At 66.6% G+C, this 15,785-nt stretch carries 17 protein-coding genes; 7 read left to right on the top strand and 10 right to left on the bottom strand.

From position 1 onward, the window contains the following. Positions 1 to 52 precede the first annotated feature (52 nt). The 5 genes from ABJO18_RS09540 to ABJO18_RS09520 form a co-directional block, all read right to left on the bottom strand. Entirely contained in the window at positions 53 to 1,159 is a 1,107-nt protein-coding gene (locus tag ABJO18_RS09540) for an ABC transporter permease (RefSeq protein WP_348507054.1), read from the bottom strand. Continuing rightward, entirely contained in the window at positions 1,156 to 2,082 is a 927-nt protein-coding gene (locus ABJO18_RS09535) for an ABC transporter ATP-binding protein (RefSeq protein WP_348507055.1), read from the bottom strand. Before ABJO18_RS09535 ends, ABJO18_RS09540 begins: the two co-directional genes overlap by 4 nt. Continuing rightward, positions 2,079 to 3,026: an HlyD family efflux transporter periplasmic adaptor subunit gene (locus tag ABJO18_RS09530; protein ID WP_348507056.1), complete on the bottom strand. Its 948-nt coding sequence runs from the start codon at positions 3,024 to 3,026 to the stop codon at positions 2,079 to 2,081. The genes ABJO18_RS09535 and ABJO18_RS09530 overlap by 4 nt, the downstream gene beginning before the upstream one ends. Further along, positions 3,026 to 3,658 (bottom strand): TetR/AcrR family transcriptional regulator, encoded by a 633-nt coding sequence (locus tag ABJO18_RS09525; protein WP_348507057.1) that lies wholly within the window; start codon positions 3,656 to 3,658, stop codon positions 3,026 to 3,028. Before ABJO18_RS09525 ends, ABJO18_RS09530 begins: the two co-directional genes overlap by 1 nt. A gap of 68 nt (positions 3,659 to 3,726) precedes the next feature. After that, on the bottom strand, positions 3,727 to 4,077 hold the full coding sequence (locus tag ABJO18_RS09520) for a helix-turn-helix domain-containing protein (protein ID WP_348507058.1): 351 nt from the start codon (positions 4,075 to 4,077) through the stop codon (positions 3,727 to 3,729). 73 nt (positions 4,078 to 4,150) lie between these two features. Between ABJO18_RS09520 and ABJO18_RS09515 the strand changes: the two genes are divergently transcribed. Both ABJO18_RS09515 and ABJO18_RS09510 read left to right on the top strand, forming a co-directional pair. Then, complete coding sequence (locus tag ABJO18_RS09515; protein WP_348507059.1) at positions 4,151 to 4,708, top strand: carboxymuconolactone decarboxylase family protein; 558 nt, start codon at positions 4,151 to 4,153, stop codon at positions 4,706 to 4,708. Between the two features lie 57 nt (positions 4,709 to 4,765). Further along, positions 4,766 to 5,221 carry an ABA4-like family protein gene (locus ABJO18_RS09510; RefSeq protein WP_348507060.1) on the top strand — a complete coding sequence of 152 codons (456 nt, stop codon included), beginning with the start codon at positions 4,766 to 4,768 and terminating at the stop codon, positions 5,219 to 5,221. Positions 5,222 to 5,281: 60 nt separating this feature from the next. Here the strand turns inward: ABJO18_RS09510 and ABJO18_RS09505 are convergent, their stop codons facing one another. Further along, positions 5,282 to 5,767, bottom strand: coding sequence for a hypothetical protein (locus tag ABJO18_RS09505; protein ID WP_348507061.1), 486 nt, complete (start codon positions 5,765 to 5,767; stop codon positions 5,282 to 5,284). A gap of 41 nt (positions 5,768 to 5,808) precedes the next feature. Then, positions 5,809 to 7,020, bottom strand: coding sequence for an RtcB family protein (locus ABJO18_RS09500; protein WP_348507062.1), 1,212 nt, complete (start codon positions 7,018 to 7,020; stop codon positions 5,809 to 5,811). A gap of 536 nt (positions 7,021 to 7,556) precedes the next feature. Between ABJO18_RS09500 and ABJO18_RS09495 the strand changes: the two genes are divergently transcribed. Continuing rightward, positions 7,557 to 7,973, top strand: coding sequence for an MAPEG family protein (locus ABJO18_RS09495; RefSeq protein WP_348507063.1), 417 nt, complete (start codon positions 7,557 to 7,559; stop codon positions 7,971 to 7,973). A 15-nt stretch (positions 7,974 to 7,988) separates the two neighbouring features. Here ABJO18_RS09495 and ABJO18_RS09490 read toward each other — a convergent pair whose 3' ends face one another. Beyond that, positions 7,989 to 8,675 carry a hypothetical protein gene (locus tag ABJO18_RS09490; protein ID WP_348507074.1) on the bottom strand — a complete coding sequence of 229 codons (687 nt, stop codon included), beginning with the start codon at positions 8,673 to 8,675 and terminating at the stop codon, positions 7,989 to 7,991. A 103-nt stretch (positions 8,676 to 8,778) separates the two neighbouring features. Between ABJO18_RS09490 and prfA the strand changes: the two genes are divergently transcribed. From prfA to ABJO18_RS09470, 4 genes are all read left to right on the top strand, one after another. After that, the gene (gene prfA / locus ABJO18_RS09485) at positions 8,779 to 9,849 is read left to right on the top strand and encodes a peptide chain release factor 1 (RefSeq protein ID WP_348507064.1); all 1,071 of its coding nucleotides are present in this window, start codon (positions 8,779 to 8,781) and stop codon (positions 9,847 to 9,849) included. A 68-nt stretch (positions 9,850 to 9,917) separates the two neighbouring features. Then, a complete protein-coding gene (locus tag ABJO18_RS09480; protein ID WP_348515856.1) occupies positions 9,918 to 11,279 on the top strand; it encodes an alpha/beta hydrolase in 1,362 nt (453 codons plus the stop codon). Further along, entirely contained in the window at positions 11,276 to 12,235 is a 960-nt protein-coding gene (gene prmC / locus ABJO18_RS09475) for a peptide chain release factor N(5)-glutamine methyltransferase (protein ID WP_348507066.1), read from the top strand. The genes ABJO18_RS09480 and prmC overlap by 4 nt, the downstream gene beginning before the upstream one ends. A gap of 214 nt (positions 12,236 to 12,449) precedes the next feature. Further along, a complete protein-coding gene (locus ABJO18_RS09470; protein ID WP_348507067.1) occupies positions 12,450 to 13,139 on the top strand; it encodes a DUF4167 domain-containing protein in 690 nt (229 codons plus the stop codon). Between the two features lie 165 nt (positions 13,140 to 13,304). Here ABJO18_RS09470 and ABJO18_RS09465 read toward each other — a convergent pair whose 3' ends face one another. Continuing rightward, positions 13,305 to 14,708: an MATE family efflux transporter gene (locus tag ABJO18_RS09465; RefSeq protein ID WP_348507068.1), complete on the bottom strand. Its 1,404-nt coding sequence runs from the start codon at positions 14,706 to 14,708 to the stop codon at positions 13,305 to 13,307. A 178-nt stretch (positions 14,709 to 14,886) separates the two neighbouring features. Then, on the bottom strand, positions 14,887 to 15,660 hold the full coding sequence (locus ABJO18_RS09460) for an MOSC domain-containing protein (RefSeq protein ID WP_348507069.1): 774 nt from the start codon (positions 15,658 to 15,660) through the stop codon (positions 14,887 to 14,889). Positions 15,661 to 15,785: the final 125 nt, after the last annotated feature.

The following is a 15,785-nucleotide window of genomic DNA, read 5'->3' as shown; positions in this document are numbered from 1 at the left end:
AATTGGGGAGTACTCATTTCAAGCGGGCAGATCCTCGCCATTGCCCGCGGCCTCAATCCAACGTCCGGCGATACCGCAGCATGGCGATGCTTGCGATGACCGTGAAGATCACGGCCAGCGGCCAGATCTGCGGCACGACATCGCCCAGGCTGGCGCCTTTCAGCATGATCGCCCGTACGGCGCGGATGAAGTGTGTCGTGGGCAGGGCCTGACCCAGCGTCTGTGCCCAGGCGGGCATGCCGGCAAAGGGGAACATGAAGCCGGACAGCAGGATCGAGGGCAGGAAGACGAAGAAAGTCATCTGCATGGCCTGCATCTGGGTGCGCGCCACGGTGGAGAAGAGGAAGCCCAGCGACAGGTTCACCAGGATAAAGAGCGATACGCAGACCAGGAAGGCCGGCGCCGAGCCCAGGAAGGGCACGCCGAACAGGAAGCGCGCGCCGGCCAGCATGATCACGACCTGGATGAAGCCGACGAAGACATAGGGCGTGATCTTGCCGACCATCACCTCGTAGGGCCGGGTCGGCGTGGCCAGCAGGGTTTCCAGCGTGCCGCGCTCGGCTTCGCGGGTGAGCGCCATCGAGGTCATCATCGCCATCGTCATGGTGAGGATGACGCCCAGCAGGCCGGGCACGATATTCAGCGCCGTGCGTCCGGCCGGATTGTAGCGGCGGTGAATGACCGTCTCGACCGGCGGTGTCATCTCGCCGAGCAGGGGAGCGAGGGCTTCCTGCACCAGTGTGGGAAAGGCGCCTGTGCCGGCGCCGGCGGCGACCGGGTCCGAGGCATCGGTATCGAGCAGGATCTGCGGACGGTCGCCGCGCAGCAGGTCGCGCTCGAAATCCGGCGGAATGGTCACCACGAACAGCGCCTCGCCGGTCTGCAGCGCCGTATCGGTGTCGGCGCGCGAGTAGGTGATGCCGATCAGGTCGAAATAGTCGGACGTTTCCATCGCCTGCAGGATGGCGCGGCTGGCCGGGCCGGTATCGCCCATCTCGACGAGCGTGGGCAGGTGGCGCGGATCGGTGTTGATGGCATAGCCGAACAGCAAAAGCTGCATCACCGGAATGCCGACCATCATGCCGAAGGTCAGCCGGTCGCGGAGCATCTGGATGAATTCCTTGCCGATCAGGGCGAGGATGCGGCTGAAACTGTTCATGTGAAATTGTCCTGCGAGCCGGTCATCAGCCAGATGAAAGCTTCCTCCAGCCCGGTCTTGGCGAGATCGACACTGATACCCTCGCGCCCGCGATAGGCACAAACCGTCCGCTCCAGCACATCCGCATCGCGGCCGGACACGTGCAGGGCCGAGCCGAAGCGTGCGATCTGGTCGACACCCTCGGCATTGAGGAGTTCGTCATAGATGGGCTGCAGCCCCTTGCCCTCGATCCGCCAGGTCACCAGGCCGACCCGTTCGGGAATGTCGGCGGAGGGCGCGTCGATCAGCTTCTTGCCATAGGCGATGAAGGCGATGTAGTCGCACTGCACGGCCTCATCCATGTAATGGGTCGAGACCAGAACGGTGACGCCCTTGCGGGCCAGCCCGCGGATCCGGTCCCAGAAATCCCGCCGGGCCTTGGGGTCGACACCCGCGGTCGGCTCGTCGAGCAGCAAGAGGCCGGGATTGTGCATCGAGGCCGCCGCCAGCGCGAGGCGCTGTTTCCAGCCGCCGGACAGCGTATCGGCCAGCTGGTGCGCCCGCGGTCCCAGATCGTATTCCTCCAGCGTGTCGGCGACGATCTGTTTCGGGTTCTTCAGCGCGTGCAGCCGCGCCATGAAGGTCAGGTTCTCGCGCACGGTGAGATCGCCATACAGCGAGAAGCGCTGGGTCATGTAGCCGACGCGCGACTTGATGCTCCGGCTTTCCTCGATGATGTCGAGGCCCAGCGCCGTGCCGCCGCCGCTGTCCGGTTTCAACAGGCCGCACATCATCCGGATCGTCGTCGTCTTGCCGGAACCGTTCGGACCGAGAAAGCCGTAGATCGACCCCTTGGGCACCTGCATGTCGAAATCGTCGACAACACGGGTCTCGCCGAAACTCTTGGTCAGGCCTTTCACATCGATGGCGAGCGTGTCGCTCATGGTTGCGGCCTGAAGCGCAGCGGCGTTCCCGGCGGCGGCGGTGTGCCCTCGAAGCGCGCCTCGGCGCGATAGACCAGGCGGGCGCGTTCATTGTCCGAATAGATCACGGGCGGGGTAAACTCGGCCGCGTCCGCGATCGAGGCCAGGCGGGCGGTGAGGCCCGCGGCGCAGCCATCGCAGTCCACCGCGAAACGGTCGCCGGTGGCATGGCCGCCAATCCCGGTTTCCGGAATGAACAGCACGGCATGGACCGCGCCATCGGGCAGGAGCTCATAGACGGGCTGGGCCGGGCCGGCCTGTTCGCCGGCAAAACGGATCTGGCGGTGCACGGCGGCATTGGCCGGCGCCGCCACGGTCCGGCGGTCCAGGGCATCCGCGGCGCGGTCGCGCTCAGCTTGCGCGGCCGCGATCTCGGCCTGCAGGGCACGCAGCTGGTTCTCGCGGGCCGGCAATTGAACGAGGCTGAGCCGCTGGCGCATTTCCGCGACCCGGGCATTGGCGGTCCGGGCCGCCGCCAGCGCCTGGTCCAGCCGGGCCTGGCTGACATGACTGTCCTCGAACAATTCGCGTGTGCGGGTCAGCGTGTCATTTGCTTCACGGGCAGCCGCATTGGCCTGGTCGAGCTGGTCCCGTGCCGCCTCGATCTCCGGCGAGCGTGCGCCCGCGGCGGCATCGTCGAACCGGGCCAGGGCAGCCTCGATCCGCGCTTCGGCCGCGGCGAGGGCGGTCCGTTCCGCCGTCGCATCCAGCGAGAACAGGGTGTCCCCCGCGGCGACATGCGTGCCCTCGCGGGCCAGGGTCTCGACAATGCGGCCGGGCGTGTCCGGTGCAATGGCGGTGAAATCGCCCTCGGCATAGCCGTGCAGGCTGTCATCCGGCTGGTCGCTGCAGGCGGTCAGCCCCAGCACCAGTCCGGCCAGCAGGAGGTGTCGGCTCAATCGCATCACGCGTCCTCGCGGGGTTTGAGGCCATGGAGCAGCAGGTCCGACAGCGCGTCCGCGACATCGACCGGCTCCTTGAGGTCCTGGGGATGAAAATCGAAAGCGCTCGCCAGCATCATGTGGCCGAGGCAGGGGCCGCCGATGCAGCGCATCAGCATGTCGGCATCGACGGGGCGGAATATCCCGGCCTTCACACCGTCTGCAGCCAGGGTCGCGATGGCGCGGCGCGCGGTTTCCAGAACCCGGTCGCGATAGTGCGCGGCGATGTCGGGGAAGCGGTGGGCTTCGGTCAGCACCAGGCGCGGGGCGGCGGAAATGTCCGGGTCGGTCATCGCGGTGATCATCATGAAGATGACGCCGCGCAGTGCCGCTTCCGGATCTCGCGGGGCGCCGACCGAGACCAGGCGTTCGGCGGCCGTGGCCAGGGCGCCGGCCGATTGTTCGACCAGCGCTTTCAGCATCGCTTCCTTGGACGGGAAATAGAGATAGACCGCGCCCTTGGAGAGGCCGGCCCGTTTGGCGATGTCTTCAACGCGCGCGGCGGTGAAACCCTGTTCGACAAAGACGGAAAGGGCGGCGTCCAGGATCTCGTCGGGCCGGGCTTCAGGCCGGCGGCGTCGTGTCTTCGTGCTCATACCGATTTAATAACTGACCGGTCAGTTAGTTGCAAAGGAAATTTCTGGTGCCCGGTGATCGCTCTTTTCTAGGGGGTGGGGTCGCAGGTGTTCAGTGCGCTCGCCCAGTCCTCTGCCCAGCCGTTCAGCGGCAGCAGAAGGTCCTGCAGGCTGCGCCCGCGGGCGGTGAGGGCATAGCCCTCATCGGTCAGCTCCACGATGCCGGCCTCGATGCATTCGGCCAGGCGCGTATTGAGCACGCTGGGGCTGATCCCGGCGGCCTCCTGCAGGGCGCGGAAGCGCAGATGCCGGTCGTCCCGCAACTCCCACAGCAGGCGCAATTGCCAGCGCCGGCCCAGAAGGTCGAGCAGGGCCATGACCGGGCGGCCGGACTGTGAAGCGGGCGTCGGCTGACCGGGAAGGGGTGCGGATCGGGTCATGCTATCATTTTCGTAGCGCTGGGGTGAATGTGTGCTATGAAATTCGTAGCAATGATCGTCCTGGAGGTCCAGCATGTCCCGTATCGCCCCTGTCGAGCCGCCCTATTCACAAGAGGTTCAGGCCGTTTTCGACCGCATCATGCCCGCAGGCGTTCCGCCGCTGCGCCTCTTCACCACGCTGGCGCGCAGCGCGCGGGTCTACCGGAAATTCAACGCAGGCAGCCTGCTCGATCGCGGCACGCTCACCCTGCGCCAGCGCGAACTGGTCATCGACAGGACCTGCGCGCTCAATCGCTGTGCCTATGAGTGGGGCGTGCATATCGCCTTCTTCGCCGAACGGGTCGGTCTGACGCCGGCCGAAATCGAGGCGCTCGCCGCGCCGGCGATAAACGAGAATGACTGGACGGCTGAAGAAGCTGTCCTGCTCGAAATGTGCGACGCGCTTCATGCGGCAAGCCGGATACCGAAGGACTGCTGGGACCGGCTCACCACGCATTTCGGCGATGAGCAGATCCTCGAACTCATTGCCCTGGCCGGTTTCTACCGGACGGTGGCCTATTTCGCGAACGGGCTGGAGATCGAGCCGGAAGCCTTTGGCGCGCCGCTGCCCGGCCAGACATCGCGAGCCTGACTCGCCGGGGGCGGCAAAGCGGTGTTAGATCGCTTCTGCTGCAAGGGGGAGTTGGCGATGTACGAGAACATCTATCTGGCACTGCATGCGATTGTCGCGCCGGCCTGGATCCTGCTGGCCGTTGCGCCGGGCTGGCGCTGGACCCAGCGTCTTGTGCATGCGGCCCTGATCCCGCTCGTCCTGTGCGCCATCTATCTGGCCTTCCTGACCGCCGCGATCGGCTTCGGACAGGCCGATCCGGACGCCGGGATGAGCACGCTGGCCGGCGTGATGGCGCTGTTCTCACATCCGGTCGGTGCGCTGACGGGCTGGACGCATTTCCTCGTCTACGACCTCTTTGTCGGCGCCTGGATCGTCCGCGATGCCCGCCGTCACGGCATCGCCCACTGGATCGTCCTGCCGGCGCTCTTCCTGTCGCTGATGTTCGGACCGCTGGGGCTTCTGCTTTACCTGCTGATCCGCAAGTTCAGCGGCAAGGGTGGCTGGTCGCTCGACGAGGCGGCGGTCGGCTAAGGCATTTTCAGCAGAAGTGGGAACCGGTTCTGCGGTTCGAAAATGCGGCCACTCAAAAGGCTAGCGCCGTTTCGGCAGCCGGCCGTCGCGCCGCGGGGCTTCGCCTGTCTTCAGCTTCCAGCGTTTCAGGAGGCCGTCGACCGGGTGGACGTATAGCCGCCCGGCCGGCGGTTCGTACCGGCATACATGGAAACGGCCCGGCCAGAGCCATTCGCCCTCGCGGCCGAGACAGGGCTTGCTGACGAAGTCGTCGAGATGCTCCAGCACGTGCTGCTTCACCGTGTGGCCGGGATCGAGATGCTCGCAGATCTCGGCATGCACCTTGTTCCAGGGCCGGCCGACCTGTTTCTCCAGGAAGCGGCGCAGCGGGGCGAGATTCTCGTTCAGCCATTTGGAATGGGTGCCGTTCTCCTTGTGCTGGCGGCGCAGGCCCTGCTTTTTCGGCAGGAGGTCGCCGGCCCGGTCCAGCTTGCCGCGCGCCAGTTTCTGCGTGCGCCAGCCGGCCCGCGGCCGCTCGACGATCACCTTGAACATGTCCTTGCGCATGAGATGTCCTCCCGGGCGGTGTGGGGCAGGGCCGCAAGGCCCTACCCCTTCACGCAGACCACCTGCTTGAGCGTGTGGACCACCTCCACCAGGTCGGACTGGGCCGCCATGACGGCGTCGATGTCCTTGTAGGCCATCGGCGTTTCGTCGATGACGCCGGCATCCTTGCGGCACTCCACCCCGTCCGTCGCCTTGCGGTGATCGTCCAGGGTGAAGGCTTGGCGGGCCTTCGAGCGCGACATGGTCCGCCCGGCTCCGTGGGAGCAGGAGCAGAAACTGTCTGCCGCACCCTTGCCGCGCACGATGAAGGAGCGCGCGCCCATCGAGCCGGGGATGATCCCCAGCTCGCCTTCGCGGGCCGAGACCGCGCCCTTCCGGGTCAGCCAGACATTGGCGCCGAAATGGTGTTCCTGCTCCACATAATTGTGGTGGCAGTTCACCGCGGCCTTGTCGGTCTTGAACCGGCCCAGCGTGGTGCGCAGCGCGCCGAGGACGCGCATCATCATCGCTTCGCGGTTCTCGCGGGCATAATCCTGCGCCCAGCCGACGGCCTCGACATAATCGTCGAACAGGGGCTCGCCCTCCAGGAAGAAGGCGAGGTCCTTGTCCGGCACATGGAAGTCCAGCACCCGGCGGGCGAGTTCCTCGCGGGCCCGCTCGATGAAATAGGTGCCGATCATGTTGCCGGTGCCGCGCGATCCCGAGTGCAGCATCACCCACACCGCGCCGGCCTCGTCGAGGCACAGTTCGATGAAGTGGTTGCCGCCGCCCAGCGTGCCCAGCTGACCGTCCACCTTGTGGGTGCCGATCTTGCGGTGCTTCGCCTTGATCACGGCCAGACGTTCCATCAGGCCGGAGGCCTTCAGCTGCGTCTCCACCGAGGCCGGATTGATCCGGTGATCGCCGCCCTTGCCATTGCCCACCGGCACGGCGCGTTCGATGGCGTCGCGGGTGGCCTTCAGGCTGTCGGGCAGGTGCGCGGCCTTCAGGCTGGTGCGCACCGCCATCATGCCGCAACCGATATCCACGCCGACCGCGGCGGGAATGATCGCGCCCTTGGTGGGGATCACCGAGCCGACCGTCGCGCCGCGTCCGAAATGCACGTCCGGCATGGCCGCGACGTGGCTGTGCACGAAGGGCAGGCCGGCGACATTGCGCAATTGCTCGATGGCCGCATCCTCGACGGGAACGCCGCGGGTCCAGGCCTTGATCGTGCCGGAACGGGTCTCGATGGCTTCAAATTGCACAGACATGGTTCGTCCATCCCGCAGCACCTGCGGGACCTTTCTCTTTTCTCGTTGTGATGTGTCCGGCCCCGGAATTGGGCCCGAATTGGGAGGGTGCGTGTTGGGGGCACGCACCCTCCCGGGCAGGGTTCCGGCCGGCCGCTGGGGGAGAGAGAGCCGTGGCCGGAACGAAAAAACCCTCCGCGAGCAACGCTCGGGAGGGCGGGTCACCGGGACTGTTGGGGGGCAGTCTACCAGGTGATCGCGGACCCTTCCGCGCGCGCAGTCACGGCCGGCCAGAAGGCCGAACCGGGGAGGCGATATGCGGTCTGAACTGCGTTCATCATCGTCTCTCTTTTGCGCGCCCGTTCGCGGGCGGGTGTTGATCGGGAGGCGGCTTATGACGCCGCCCGCGCTCGCGTTCAAGACGAAATCGACACGGTGAGGTTGGATCGCTGCGGGGTGTGACTTTTGAGGCACGTTTGCGCCGGCTTGCGATTTCTGTCGCGCGGCCGGCCCGGTTCGCCCTAATCTCGCGAAAACACAACCGGGGGAGGACGCCGATGTTTCAATCCATCATGACGCCTGTGCTCGCACTCGTCGCTTGGACGCTGGTGATGTGGCTGTGGATGTATGCCACGCGCCTGCCGGCCATGCAGAAGGCCGGGATCGACGCGACGAAGATCCAGCGCAAGGGCGATCTCGACGCCCTGCCGGTCGAGGTGCAGCGCATTGCCGACAACTATAATCACCTGCACGAGCAGCCGCTGATCTTCTACGTGCTGTGCATCTATGGCCATCTGGTCGGCGTTGCCGACGAGCTGAACATCATGCTCGCCTGGGGCTATGTCGCGCTGCGCATCCTCCACTCGCTGATCCAGGCCCTGTGGAATTTCGTCCCCGTCCGCTTCGCCGTCTTCATGGCGTCCTCGATCGTGCTGGTCGTGATGACGGTGCGCAATGTGATTGCGGTGATGTGACAGGCGCAGGCGGGCTCAGGCCATCAGGTTGCCGCCGCGGTTGTCGTACTGGGCAACCCGGTTTTCCAGCCAGCGCGCCTGCTCCGGACTGACCGGGATGCGGGCGCCGCTGTTGCGGGCCAGATAGCGCATGGCCGATGGAAAACACTGGCCGGCCGCGTCGAGCATATGCTCCGGCGCGGCGCGTCGGCGGGCGCTGTCGAGTGAGTTCCAGGTGAGCCGCGCCAGCGAGTACTGCGCGTAGGCCTCGCCACCGCTTGCGGCACGCTGCCACCAGTCCAGCCCCGTCTGGCGATCGGGAGACGTGCCCTGGTATCCGTAGATATAAGTGGAGCCCAGCTCGAACTGCGCGGCAGGCTGGCCGGCGTCAGCGGCGCGTCTCAGCCACGCCATCCCGATATCGTCGTCGCCCATGCCCGACAGGAACGCAATGGCCAGCGTGTACATGGCGTCCCGGTCGCCGGCTTCTGCCGCGTCGACAAGACCGGCAGGCGGTTCATCATCCTCGTCCAGCAGATCGCCCATCGCAGCGACCCGCTCGCTTTCCTCGTGATGGACCCACATGTCGTCGACGGTGCAGGCAAGGGCTGCGGCGAGCCGGGAATCGCCGGCAAACCGGTCCGGGTCGCCCTCCAGCCACCGGGCATAGCCATAGGCAGCACAGGCTGCGGCGATGACCGCGAGCGGCAGGACCCAATGCACGAAGACCAAACTTCCTCTCCCCATGCCGGCATGAAAGCGCAATCCATGGCGATCTGCTAGTCGCGCATTCCGTATTTCGCCCTTTCCAGCTATCTATCCGCCCATGCACGCACCCGAAGCCCGACTCTCCCAGGTGATCGACCGGTTCGAACAGGTGGAAGCCCGCCTGGGCGCCGCGGGCGATCCCGATGAAATCGTCAAGCTCTCCAAGGAGCACGCCGAGCTGAAGCCGGTGGCCGAGAAGGCCAGCGAGCTGAGGGCCGCGCGCGCCGAACTCGACGACCTCGCCGAGATGATGGAGGGCGGCGACGCGGAAATGGCCGACATGGCGCGCGAGGAATACTACGCCCTCAAGGAGCGCCTGCCCGAGCTCGAGCACGAGATGTCGCTGCTGCTCCTGCCCAAGGACAAGGATGACAGCGCCGACGCGCTGATCGAGATCCGCGCCGGTACCGGCGGCGACGAGGCGGCGCTGTTCGCCGGCGATCTCTATGCCATGTACCAGCGCTACGCCCAGCTGCGCGGCTGGAGCTGGGAGCTGGTCTCGGCCTCGGAAGGCGAGCATGGCGGCTACAAGGAAGTCATCGCCCAGGTCTCCGGCAATGGCGTGTTCGGGCGGCTGAAATTCGAAAGTGGCGTGCACCGTGTGCAGCGCGTGCCGGCGACGGAAAGCCAGGGCCGCATCCACACCTCCGCCGCCACGGTGGCGATCATGCCGAAGCCGGAAGAGGTGGATTTCGACCTCGACATGAGCGAGGTCCGCGTCGACACGATGCGTGCCTCCGGGGCCGGTGGCCAGCACGTCAACAAGACCGAGTCCGCCGTGCGCATGACGCACCTGCCGACCGGCATCATGGTGGTGTGCGCCGAGAAGTCCCAGCACCAGAACCGCGCCCGCGCCCAGGAACTCCTCAAGGCCAAGCTCTACGACATGCAGCGCGAGGCCGCCGCGGCCGAACGCGCCGCCGAGCGCAAGGGCCAGATCGGTTCCGGCGACCGTTCCGAACGCATCCGCACCTACAACTATCCGCAGGGCCGGGTCTCCGACCACCGCATCAACCTCACCCTCTACAAGCTGGACCAGATCGTCGCCGGCGACGAGCTGGACGAGGTGATCTCCGCCCTGATCGCGGAAGACCAGGCCGCCCGCCTGGCGGCGCTGGAAGATTCGTGAACCAATTTAAATTTGGCGCGGACGCTCCGGCCTCCAATGTTAAGGCTTCGGACATTGGAGGAATGCGCATGGCAGGTTTCAAACCGGTATTGGCCTTTCTGGTCACGGGAGCGCTCGCGGGCACGGCTCCGGGCGCGCTTGCGCAGGAGGATATGGCGGCGTGCCATGCCGGCAGCTACCGGCTGGATAGCGGCGCTGTGCTCGACATCGGATTGCTGCCCGACGGCACCCTGCGCTGGCGCACGATAGACGGCCGCTCCGGCACGTTGACGGAGAATGCCGGTGGCGTGTGGTCCGGCAATGACGGCTGGAGCGACCAGCCGCATCCGGCGCGGATCGAACTGGGCGGCTGCGATGACGATACGATCGCCGTCCACGGGATCGAGCATCTTGAAGGGCCGGCGCAGCGGATCGCCTACTCGATGGAAGAGACACGCTTCCAGGGCGGGGGCGTGGAACTCGCCGGCCGCCTGATCCTGCCGCCGGGCGAGGGGCCTTTCCCCCTGGCTGTTCTCGTGCACGGATCGGAAAGCTACAGCGCGCTCGACTACGCCTACTACCAGCGTCTGCTGCCGGCCCAAGGCGTGGCCAGCTTTGTCTACGACAAGCGCGGCACCGGCGCATCGACCGGCGAATACACCCAGGACTTCCATCTGCTGGCGGCAGATGCCGCGGCCGCTTTTGAAGAAGCGCGCCGCGTCGCGGGCGACCGTATCGGCGATGCCGGCTATCTCGGCGGAAGCCAGGGCGGCTGGGTGTCCCCGCTGGCGGCGACGATGAGCGAGCCCGACTTCCTCATGGTCGGGTTCGGCCTGGCCGAGGGCCCGCTGGCCGAGGACCGCGAGGAGGTACGGACAAACCTCGTCGAGGCCGGCTATTCCGGCGACGTCCTGGAGACTGCACGCACGATCACCGATATCACGGGACGGGTCATGGCATCCGGCTTCACCGACGGGCTGGCCGATCTTGAAAGGGTCAAGGCGATCTACGCCCACGAAGCCTGGTTCAATGTCATCGAGGGCGAGTTCACCGGCGAGATGCTCCACACCCCCCTTGCGGAATACCGGGCCGGCTATGCCGCCGAGGATGTCGGCACGAGCTGGGAGTACGAGCCGATGCCCGTCCTGCGTCAGCTGGATATACCCATTCTCTGGGTGCTGGCGGGCGCGGACCGCGAGGCGCCGGCGGATACTACGCGCGCGCTTTTGTCGGAACTGCAGTCGGAGGGCCAGCCGATCGACATTGCCTGGTTCCCCGGGGTCGATCACGGCATCACGCGCTTTGTCGAAGACGAGGCCGGCGAGCGCACCACGATGGGTTATGCCGACGGCTATTTCCGCCTGCTCGCGGACTGGCCGGCGCGCTACGGTTTTGACGGACCCTACGGCGATGCCGAGCTCGCGCCGCACTCGCAGGAGCCGGACGAGTGAGCGGGTCCGGATCCGGACAGAGCGACTTCGATGCCCTGGCCGAGCGGGCCCGAGCCGAGGAGAGTGCCCGCCCAGGCCTGCCCCTGTGCGAAGCCTGGCAGGGGCTGGGCCTGGCCGATATCCGGCGCGATCTCGTGCAGCGTCTGCTCGCCGCCGGGATCGGCGAGGCGGAGATCGAGGCGCGCCACATGCTCTCCCATGTCCTCGCACCGGCCACGCTGGCCGAAGCCCTGGCCGATCCGGCCCTGGTCTCCTGGCAGCGCGTCGCCAGCCTCGCCGATCTCGCCTGGGACCGGCTCGCCCGCAAACCGCTGAGCCAGGTTCTGGGCAGCCAGCCTTTCTGGACGCTCGATCTGGCGGTGACGTCCGATGTGCTGACCCCGCGCGCCGATACCGAGACCCTGGTCGAGGCGGTCCTGGCCCGCTGTCCGGACGGCGATGCCGAACTGCTCGATCTGGGCACCGGCTCGGGCGCCATCCTGCTGGCCCTTCTGAGCGAGCGGCCCGGCTGGCGCGGCACCGGGATCGATCTCTCCGATGCGGCGCTTGGCGTGGCGCGCGGCAATGCCGGGCGCTGCGGTCTGGCGAATCGCACCCGCTTCGCACGCGGCCGGTGGTCGGACGGTCTGGCGGACGCGGCCTTCGATATTGTCGTGTCCAATCCGCCCTACATCGTCACCGATGTGCTGGCCGGACTGGAACCGGAAGTGCGCGATCACGAGCCGGCGCTGGCACTGGATGGCGGCGCGGACGGCCTGGACGCCTATCGCGACATCTTTCGTGACGTTCCGCGAATCCTCAAGAAAAACAGTCTCTTGGCGGTCGAGATAGGCTATGACCAGGGCGCAACCGTCCGTGCGCTGGCCCAGGCTGCCGGTCTGACGGGAAGCGCTGTCCTGCGTGACCTCGCCGGTCAGGACCGGGTGGTTATCGGATACAACGGCGAAAACCGCTAAAAGGGCTTGGAATGCCGCGCTCACCGGTCTAGGGTCACCGACAAGGCAGGTGGATCGCGCCAGTACGGGGGTCTCGCGCGGCCGGATGAGCCACCTGCCATTATCCGGCCAATTCGACGATCAACGTGTTCGGTGGCGCTCAGGCTTGCACCTGCAAATGCACAGCAAAGCCAGCAGTTTAGATAAGCATCGCTGTTAAACAGGGATAGGCGATATGAAGCGTCAACGCGGTCGAGGACGTAAGTCCGGCAATTCGGCTAACCGCAGCTATGAGAGCAACGGTCCGGAAGTAAAGATCCGTGGCAATGCCTCCCAGATCTACGACAAGTATCTTCAGCTGGCGCGCGACGCATCGTCGGCCGGCGACCGGGTGCGTGCGGAAAATCTGTATCAGCACGCCGAGCATTATTACCGTATCGTCCAGGCCAACCAGCCCAAGCGCGAGCCGGGCCAGGACGATAATGGCGACAATGCCGAGGCCAATGGTGATGACGAGGACAATGACGACATGTCCTACGGCTCCAATGGCGGCCATTCCAATAATGGATCCGGCAATGACCAGGGCGGAGACCGCGAGCGCGAACCGCGCCGTGGCCGCGGCCGTCAGCGCCAGCCGCGCGGGGCCGACCGGGGCGACCGGGGCGGTGACAAGGAAGATCCGCTCGGTGTCGTGACGCCGGAAGGCGAAAAGCCGGCAGCCGAAGAGGCCAAGCCGGAAGCCAGGTCCGACGCCAAGGCTGAAGATGGTGAAGACGGCGCACGCCGCCGGACCCGCCGTCCGCGCCGCACCAAGGCTGAAATCGCTGCCGACAAGGCCGCTGCAGAGGCTGCGCTGGAAAGCGCCAGCGCCTCGGCCGACGGCAAGACCGGCGGCGGGGACGACTCCGAAAGCGAAGCCGCCTGACGGGCGCATCGCATCCGGGATTGTGAAAGATGGGCGGCCGGTTTCCCGGCCGCCCTTTTTCGTATCTGGAGCGTGATCAGGTGAAGTGGGAACCGGTTCACCGGTTCGATCACGCGACCGCTCAAGAATCCGGAGCAGGGGGAGTTCCGCAGGAAAAGCGCCTCTCTAGATTTCGGCCCGGCCGCGCAGGCTGCGCGGCAGCAGGCCGAAATCATGCCCGTCGCTTCGGGCCGCCTGGACCAGCACGGCCAGCGCTACCAGGGCCAACAGCACCTCGGCCGACGGGCCCGCCATCCAGATCCCCCATTCCCCGAACCAGACCGGCAGGACCAGCGTCAGCGGGATCGCGAACAGATAGGTGCGCGAAAGGCTGAGCAGGGCGGCGCGCAAAGCGTCTCCGACCGCCTGGAAACAGGTCGAGATCATCACGGCAGGCCCCGCCAGCACATAGGCGGCCACGATTACCGGCAGCAGACGGCCGACCTCGGCGATCACGGCCGGGTCGTCGACGAACAGACCGGCCAGCCCGGTCGCACCAAAGCTGAAAATCGCCTGCGCCGTGCCGGCATAGACCAGCCCGCAGATCAGGCCCAGCCGCAGTGTGCGGGCGACGCGGTCGCGCCGCCCGGCGCCGAAATTATTGCCGACGATGGCCTGCAGCGCCTGCGCCATTCCCATCAGTCCGAGAAAGCTGAACGAGAGGAGACGCGTGGCGATGCCATAGGCGGCGACCGTGGTGTCATAGTCGTCCAGCGTCGTGTTTTGCAGCATGATCAGGATCGTGCCCGATCCCAGCGACAGGCCCAGGAAGGACAGGCTTTGCGGGGCGCCCAGGGCCAGGAAGTCGCGCCAGCCTGTGCGCCAGTTCTGCCAGGGCAGGGCGAAGGCCGGCAGATCGCCGCGTCCGCTGGCGCGGAAGGCGAGCACGATGACAAGGCCGATCGCCTGGGCGAGGGCGGTGCCGATGGCCGAGCCGGCCACACCCCAGCCCAGTCCTGCGATCAGCACGAAATTGATCGCCATGTTGGCGACGGTCACCAGCGCGCCGGTGATCGCCATGAAGCCGACCCAGCCTTCCACCCGCAAAGCGGTGGTCTGCAGGCTGAGGACAAAGGCCAGCGGGGCGGCGATGACGGTGATCTGCAGATAGCGATAGCCGTATTGGGCCAGTGTGGCCGAGCCGTTGGCCGCCAGCCGCACCAGGGGCTCGCCGCCCAGGAAGAAGAGCGCGAGGAGGGCGAGACAGGTCAGCACGGTCAGCCCGTGCGCGCCGGCAAAGCTGGCCCGGGCACCGGCATGATCGGACGCGCCCAGCTGGCGGGCCAGCACGCTGGCCATGCCGTTGGCAACCAGCGTCGCCAGGGCGACGAACATCATCACGATCGGGAACATCAGGGTGACGGCGGCGAGGGCGTCGGCCCCGACGAACACGCCGAGGAAGATCGCGTCGACGACGGTGAGAAGCCCGTTCACGCTCATCAGGAAGACGATGGGCAGGGCGGTTCTGGCAAACAGGGGACCGATCGGTCCTTCCAGGTATTCGGTCTTGCGGGCAGCAGTCTGGCTCATGGGTCACATCCCGGTCGGGCACCGCCCGGATACCGGGCGGCGCGACGTCCTGCATGGGCAATGCGGCAGCGTTCGCTTTGCCGCGAAGCCGGGCAGGACAAACAGAATTCGGAAAGCGGGTTTCACCGGACAGTCTTTCTGCCAGCGGCGGGCACCCAGAAGCCCGTAGGACGAATGGCTAGGCGGTCGCCCCGGCCCCGTCAAGCAAAACCGGGTCGCCGACCGCGATGCGGCCGCCCTGCTCGACGCTGAGATAGAGGCCGCAGCGGGTGTGGCCATAGTGTTCGAACAAGGCCTTGGGCAGGTCGATATCCCGTTCGCCCGTCTCCAGATTGACGCTGGTCGCGGCACAGCGCCCGATCGGATCCTGTGCCCGCAGCACCGCGTCGCCGATACGGACATCCTGGCCGATCCAGTCGAACTCCACCCAGGGATCGAGCCCGTCGATCAGCAGATTGCCGCGGAAACGGACCGGGTCGAGTTCGTGTCCGGTTCTGGCCGCCAGGTCGCGTACCGATGCGGCATTGATCAGCGAGATGTGCGGCTGGGGAATATCCGTCATCGCCTGGCCGGGCGCGGACACGATACGCATCGGTCCGCGAAGCTGGTCGCCGAGAAGCGCCGCCAGCCGGTCGAACAGGGGCGCATGCGTCGCCGCGTCCTCCAGCTCGACCGTCACCGTTTCCCCGGCGTCGACGGCAACGGACAGGCGGTGGCCGGCATCCTCATAGCGGCAATCCAGCCGCGCCAGTTGGGCCTGTCCGGCGAGCATCAGGAAATGCTTCTTCTTCACATGGCCGGGATTGTCCGGATCGAAGGGGCCGGGGCCGTTCTCGATCGCCCAGCGGCGATCACCGGGCAGGACCTTACCGGCCTGCAGCGCGACGGCATCCATGCGATCGGGGCCCAGCCCCTTTACCGGAAAGCGGGTGATGGCGGTAAGCTGGGGCATGGCAATAACCTGTTCGTGAGGCAGGGGCAGAATGTCGCGACCCGTCCACTTGTGTGACTCAATGGCCACACCTACATCAGGGTCGGAACGCGGCACCGTCGTGCTTGATCAAGGCGACAGGCCGC

Origin of the sequence: Maricaulis sp. (genome assembly GCF_039978735.1) — a bacterium.
In the GTDB taxonomy this organism is placed as follows: Bacteria; Pseudomonadota; Alphaproteobacteria; order Caulobacterales; family Maricaulaceae; genus Maricaulis.
This window is presented reverse-complemented; position numbering and strand designations above follow the sequence as displayed.

Bases quoted from the DNA above. Each gene is read 5' to 3' on its own strand.
- ABJO18_RS09540 (WP_348507054.1), bottom strand. From the start codon at position 1,159: ATGAACAGTTTCAGCCGCATCCTCGCCCTGATCGGCAAGGAATTCATC.
- ABJO18_RS09535 (WP_348507055.1), bottom strand. From the start codon at position 2,082: ATGAGCGACACGCTCGCCATCGATGTGAAAGGCCTGACCAAGAGTTTC.
- ABJO18_RS09530 (WP_348507056.1), bottom strand. From the start codon at position 3,026: ATGCGATTGAGCCGACACCTCCTGCTGGCCGGACTGGTGCTGGGGCTG.
- ABJO18_RS09525 (WP_348507057.1), bottom strand. From the start codon at position 3,658: ATGAGCACGAAGACACGACGCCGCCGGCCTGAAGCCCGGCCCGACGAG.
- ABJO18_RS09520 (WP_348507058.1), bottom strand. From the start codon at position 4,077: ATGACCCGATCCGCACCCCTTCCCGGTCAGCCGACGCCCGCTTCACAG.
- ABJO18_RS09515 (WP_348507059.1), top strand. From the start codon at position 4,151: ATGTCCCGTATCGCCCCTGTCGAGCCGCCCTATTCACAAGAGGTTCAG.
- ABJO18_RS09510 (WP_348507060.1), top strand. From the start codon at position 4,766: ATGTACGAGAACATCTATCTGGCACTGCATGCGATTGTCGCGCCGGCC.
- ABJO18_RS09505 (WP_348507061.1), bottom strand. From the start codon at position 5,767: ATGCGCAAGGACATGTTCAAGGTGATCGTCGAGCGGCCGCGGGCCGGC.
- ABJO18_RS09500 (WP_348507062.1), bottom strand. From the start codon at position 7,020: ATGTCTGTGCAATTTGAAGCCATCGAGACCCGTTCCGGCACGATCAAG.
- ABJO18_RS09495 (WP_348507063.1), top strand. From the start codon at position 7,557: ATGTTTCAATCCATCATGACGCCTGTGCTCGCACTCGTCGCTTGGACG.
- prfA (WP_348507064.1), top strand. From the start codon at position 8,779: ATGCACGCACCCGAAGCCCGACTCTCCCAGGTGATCGACCGGTTCGAA.
- ABJO18_RS09480 (WP_348515856.1), top strand. From the start codon at position 9,918: ATGGCAGGTTTCAAACCGGTATTGGCCTTTCTGGTCACGGGAGCGCTC.
- ABJO18_RS09470 (WP_348507067.1), top strand. From the start codon at position 12,450: ATGAAGCGTCAACGCGGTCGAGGACGTAAGTCCGGCAATTCGGCTAAC.
- ABJO18_RS09465 (WP_348507068.1), bottom strand. From the start codon at position 14,708: ATGAGCCAGACTGCTGCCCGCAAGACCGAATACCTGGAAGGACCGATC.
- ABJO18_RS09460 (WP_348507069.1), bottom strand. From the start codon at position 15,660: ATGCCCCAGCTTACCGCCATCACCCGCTTTCCGGTAAAGGGGCTGGGC.